Source organism: Streptococcus danieliae, from assembly GCF_009767945.1.
In the GTDB taxonomy this organism is placed as follows: Bacteria; Bacillota; Bacilli; order Lactobacillales; family Streptococcaceae; genus Streptococcus; species Streptococcus danieliae.
This window is the reverse complement of sequence record NZ_WSRS01000105.1, coordinates 1-5392: the sequence shown is the minus strand read 5'-3', so window position 1 is coordinate 5392 and position 5392 is coordinate 1. Positions and strand designations below refer to the sequence as shown.

At 42.8% G+C, this 5392-nt stretch carries 2 protein-coding genes and 1 pseudogene; 2 read left to right on the top strand and 1 reads right to left on the bottom strand.

Going from position 1 to position 5392, the window contains the following annotated elements; genetic code table 11:
* On the top strand, positions 1-180 hold a 180-nt coding region (locus tag E5983_RS08470; protein WP_202056368.1), incomplete at its 5' end, for a transposase.
* Between the two features lie 2 nt (positions 181-182).
* Here the strand turns inward: E5983_RS08470 and E5983_RS08465 are convergent.
* Positions 183-551, bottom strand: a pseudogene (locus E5983_RS08465) (transposase); the annotation flags it as partial.
* A 462-nt stretch (positions 552-1013) separates the two neighbouring features.
* On the opposite strand from E5983_RS08465, the gene E5983_RS08460 reads away from it, so the two are divergent.
* Positions 1014-5392 (top strand): DUF1542 domain-containing protein (locus E5983_RS08460; RefSeq protein WP_160333409.1); only part of this gene is annotated, 4379 nt, incomplete at its 3' end.

The following is a 5392-nucleotide window of genomic DNA, read 5'->3' as shown; positions in this document are numbered from 1 at the left end:
AGTCGTCTAAAAGTATTGTGCGAAGAACAAGGACATAAACTCTTGCCTCTTCCCCCCTACTCACCTGAGTATAATCCTATTGAAAACACATGGGCTCATATGAAAAAACACCTCAGAAAAGTATTGCCCAGTTATGACAATTTTCTGGATGCTTTGTTGTCTTGTTCTTGTTTCAAATGACTATAAATTGTGGTAACACCTGCCTCAATGTTTTTTGCCTTAACCATCATTTCAGGCGAATAGTTTTCATGATGGTAGTGAAGAATTCTGTCCTTCATTTTCTTAGTAAGAATCAGTTTTTTAACAGATCGTTTACGATTTTTCTCGTAATTAGCTTGAGCGACATCGGCTGAATAGACATATTTAAAGAGTCCTTTTCGCACTTGTTGTAAGACTTGCCCTCGCTTGATCTCGTTATTGATTGTTTGAGGAGCTCTTCCAAGTAGGCGAGCAATTTCTCGATTGGATTTTCCTTCTTTGTCCCATCGTTCAATATAGCGACGATCATGAATTGTCAAATGCTTTCCTTTTGTTGTATAATTGTTTTGCATCTCTGTGCCCTTCCTTTTGTTTGTGGTGAACAACAAGTATAGTACGGAGGTGTTTTCTTATACCTTACAAAAGGATTTCATTTGACAACAGGGACTTTTGAAGCTGTTTTGAGGGCTAAACCAAGGCTATCATTAGCCTTGACTAATTAGCTTAACAGCTCCAAACCTATTATCAAATGAAATCAGACAACTCATCAGAATGAGTTCTAGCCCTTATCTAGCAGATAGGATGGGTGGCTAACTTCATTTTAAAATTTTTGACTTCATTTATTTTGTTTTTTTTGAAAAAAAGTAAGAGATGTTTGGATAATGGAGGATATTGTGAGATAATAGAATTGACTTAATAGTGGCCTGTATTTAAGGTAGCTATAGGTTGTAATCATTTACTATTTAACAAAAAGAAAGGAGTCAAAGGTAAAAAAATGCCTTGTTTTTTTACAATGTTAGCACTAGGAGGTAAAAATGCATAATAGAAAATCGAAATTCCCTTTTGAAAAACGGCAGCGATTCTCGATTCGAAAATTTAATGTAGGCGTTGCCTCAGTGGCAATATCTGCATTTTTATTGATGGGAGGAGCTGTTTCTGCTGATGAGATCAAGTCCAATGAAACAGAAGAAAGTAATGTTGAGGTTGTTACAGCTTCGCTTCTCCCATCGATAGAGAACGAGGTTAGTAGCTCTCAGGAAGAAACAGTGTCAGCTGCAACTGAGGAACAAAGTTCTGCAAAGGAAACGACACTAACAGTTGAAGAAGTAGCGCAACCAGAGGAAGTTGTGAAAAAGGAGCAAGAGTCAAGGGCTAAAGAAGTTGTTCCTGCTCCAAAAAAGGAATCACAACCAGTTACCCAGTCGCTTCCTACAATTAGTAACTCTCAAGCAGAAGAGACTACAATTCCTTACACGGTGGTCTATGTTGATCAGGAAACGGATGAAGTTGTTAAATCTGAAGAGAAAACAGCTCCTGCTAAGTTAGATACAAAGACACTGGTGACAGAAGAAGCGCAGATTCCAGAAGGATATGAGTTGGTCCAGGGACAAGATCTCCAATTGACGAAAGAAATTCATCAATTACAGAAAAATGTTCTTTCTTTTGCCTTGGTTAAAAAGAAGGATGAGTTTTCAGAGGAGCTTGATCAGGAAGCTGGGATTCAACGGAAATCTGGATTCCGGAATACTGGGACGACAAGCACAAACCCGGATCGAAATTTTGAAAAATATCGGACAGGAAGTGTTAGTCGTTTAGCAGGACAAATAGCCTTTTTGGATTTCAACGATCGTACCGCTTTGTCAAATGTTGGCCCTAATAACACACTGCAAGTAGGAACGAAATTCGTTAAAGAAATTGCTCCAGGCTATACGATTACACTAGAAGTAAAGAGATTACGTCCTTTTAATGCAACTGAAATCTATAGAGATCGAGGTGGGAAGCACTACAATGCTCAGGCTAAGAATGCTGTTTTGAGTAGTGGAGCAGCAGCCTCTATCGTACTGTCTGAACAGCATGGGCTTTACTCATCTGCTAGACGAGCTGGTTTGAATACAGGCGGACGTACAGTTATTGAGTCCTCTGTCAATGGAGCCAATGTAGGGGTCGAGTTTTCTGTTAAGGCGACTTTAAATGGTCGAGATGTGCCTGCGAACGTCGTGATGATGACAGGTGAGGAACCGAATAGAGATGAATTAGAGCTGTATACAACTGATGGCGATAATTTTGAACTGTTAACAGAGTTGTCGAATAATTCTACCGTTCGTTCCTATTTACCGAATGCGGATCCAAATGCAGTCCCAAGCAATGCTAAGTATACGGAAGGTGGTTTTTGGTCGCGCTCAACATATATGGATCCAGGTTGGGTAAATCCAGTTATTTCGGCTACCCAGCGAGTAAGCGAGAATCAGGGACGAAGATATGGTGATGGGATTGGCTCGAAGGTTTTTGGACCAATCTATACGGGAAGTGATCAATCCGTACCAGTTGTCCTAACTCGGAATGCACGTAACGTTGGTGTCTATCTGAACTCTGCAGGGAAGCAGGGAGCAATGTTGGGATTCCTGATTGTAGATGCTGGAGATGCTCCAAGCAGCTATGGTGAGGCGACCCATACGATTTCTAAGGGAGCAAACCAGTCCTTACAACAGCCGTATCTAGGTCAAACTCCTCCAGATATCGATATTCGGACAGCTTCTGATGTAGATTGGACTAGTGATGATACTAGTGGTAGTGGAGATGAAGGAACTGCTCAGCTCCTGGGAACTGACCCGATTATTGATAAGGATGGTAATAATACAGGTGGAAACTATCCTTTGCAAAAGGCTGGTGACGATACTTATCAATTAACGGTATTGGCTAATAATAACGGGACAGCTCCGGCTTATGCTCGTGCCTTTATTGATTTTAATGGTGATGGTAAATTCGATGAAGAAGCTGAAACTTCTGCGCCTGTTCGTGTAACTGGAGAAGGACCTGTAACTTTTACATTTAGAGGGATTCCTCAGAACATTGACACGACGCAAGTAGCTTTGGGAGGACGTGTCCGCATTGCTCTAGATGAATCGGATGTTCAAAAAGCGACAGGTTTTGCTTACTCCGGTGAAGTAGAGGATTTCCAAATCCAGCAAACAATTCCTCCTCGTGGTGTCAAGAAGGAAACTAGTGGTCAAAAAGGTCAAGAGCAAACTGCACAAGTGACCTTCACTGCTTATGGAAAACGTTCCTACGATGTTGCCACAGATAATGAACTGGACACAGCTCGCCCATATAAATTTATTGTTAATGGTCAAGTTAGTGATGAAACAACTCTGACTGTCCCTAATGAGGGAAGATATCAATTAAATCCAACGACTGGGGACATTGTCTTTACACCAGAACCTGATTTTGTAGGGACTGCTAAGGGTGTAGCTGTTCGTGCTTGGGATAAGAATGGAGCTCATACTGGTTGGACTGCAGATACGGCAGTGAATAAGCTGGTTAATACGAACCAAGTTGAAGGTAAAACGATGGATTCGTCCTACATTCCAACTGTTGTAATTCCAGAACTCAATACGGAAGATAAAGCAACAAGCGGTCTTCAAGGACAAGTCCAGAAAGCAACTTTGGTACATAAACGTAGTAATGATCAAGAGGAAGTGAGACCAAGCGCTCAATATCCCGTTAAGTTGATCGATCCAGCAACGAATGAGCGCGTTGATGCTGTGACAATTCAAGGGCAAGGGGCTTATCAAATTAATCCGGAAACCGGTGAGGTCACCTTCACGCCGGAGAAGAGCTTTACTGGGACAGCGACAGCTATTTCGGTAGAATTGGAAGCACCTGTTGGAACAGATAGAACGGGCACTCCTGTTCTTAAGGTAACACGTGGGACTTATACTCCGACGGTGAATGAGGTGACACCAACTGGCTCAACAGAAAGAACAACTGGAGAGCAGGGAGTGGCGCAATCCGCACAAGTGACTTTCCAACCGGGTCATGAAGAGGTTCCACTTGATCCATCTGTTCCAGTTACATTTGAGGATGGTAGTACTACAAAGACCCTAGCTGAAGGAGAATATTCTTTAGCAGAGGACGGAACTGTAACCTTTACTCCGAAACCAGATTTTGTTGGTGAAGGAACAGAGTTGTTCGTTATTCGGAAAGATATGAACGGGACCATTGCTCGAGGAAGTTACAAAGCGACAGTTACACCAGATACGGAAAAACCGACACTTGAGTCAGTCGCTGATCAAACGGTATCTAAGGGCGATTCACTGACGGTTCCTATAAAGGCAAGTGATAATATTGGTGATCCAACTGTGACAGTAGATGGTCTTCCGGAAGGCTTGAGCTATGATCCTGCTCGTAAAGAGATTGTAGGAACAGTTTCAGCTGCTCAGGGTGATTATCCTGTTACAGTGACTGCTACGGATGCGGCTGGAAATACGACGACTCAGCAGTTTACAATCCATGTGACCGATAAAGATAATCTACAGCAAGCAGTTGATGGTCAATCAGATGTGACGCAGACGGACAATTATGTAGAAGCGGATTCTGATAAGAAGCAAGCTTATGATGAAGCTGTAAAAGAAGCGGAAACGGTGCTGGCAAATAAGAAGGCTAGTCAAGCTGACATCGATGAAGCTAAGGCTAAGGTTGATGCCGCTAAAGAGAATTTGAATGGTCAAAAGAATCTTCAAGATGGGGCAAATCAAGAACTCGATGAAGCAGCTAATGCCAAGAAGGCAGCAATTGATGCCCGTGACGATCTGACTCAAGAAGAGAAAGATGCGGCTAAAGCAGAGATTGATAAAGTTGTTGAGGATGCCAAGAAGAATATCGCAGCTGCAACAGATAAGACTACAGCAAATGATGCTAAGAATGCAGGTGCAAGTGCAATCACAGCAATTAATCCAGAAGCAGCAGCAAAACCAGCAGCTAAAGCAGAAATTGATAAAGCAGCAGCGGATAAGAAGGCGGCAATTGATGCCAATAATGATCTAACTCAAGAAGAGAAGGATGCAGCTAAGGCCACAGTTGATGCAGAAGCCAGCAAGGCTAAGGACGCAGTTGATGCGGCCACCGACCAAGCAGGTGTAGATGCGGCTAAAGACTCTGGTACAGGTGAGATTGCTAAAGTTAACCCAGAAGCAGCGGCGAAACCAGCAGCCAAAGAAGCTATCGACAAGGCAGCAGCGGATAAGAAGGCAGCGATTGATGCCAATAATGATCTAACTCAAGAAGAGAAGGATGCAGCTAAGGCCACAGTTGATGCAGAAGCCAGCAAGGCTAAGGATGCAGTTGATGCGGCCACCGACCAAGCAGGTGTAGATGCGGCTAAAGACTCTGGTACAGGTGAGATTGCTAAAGTTAA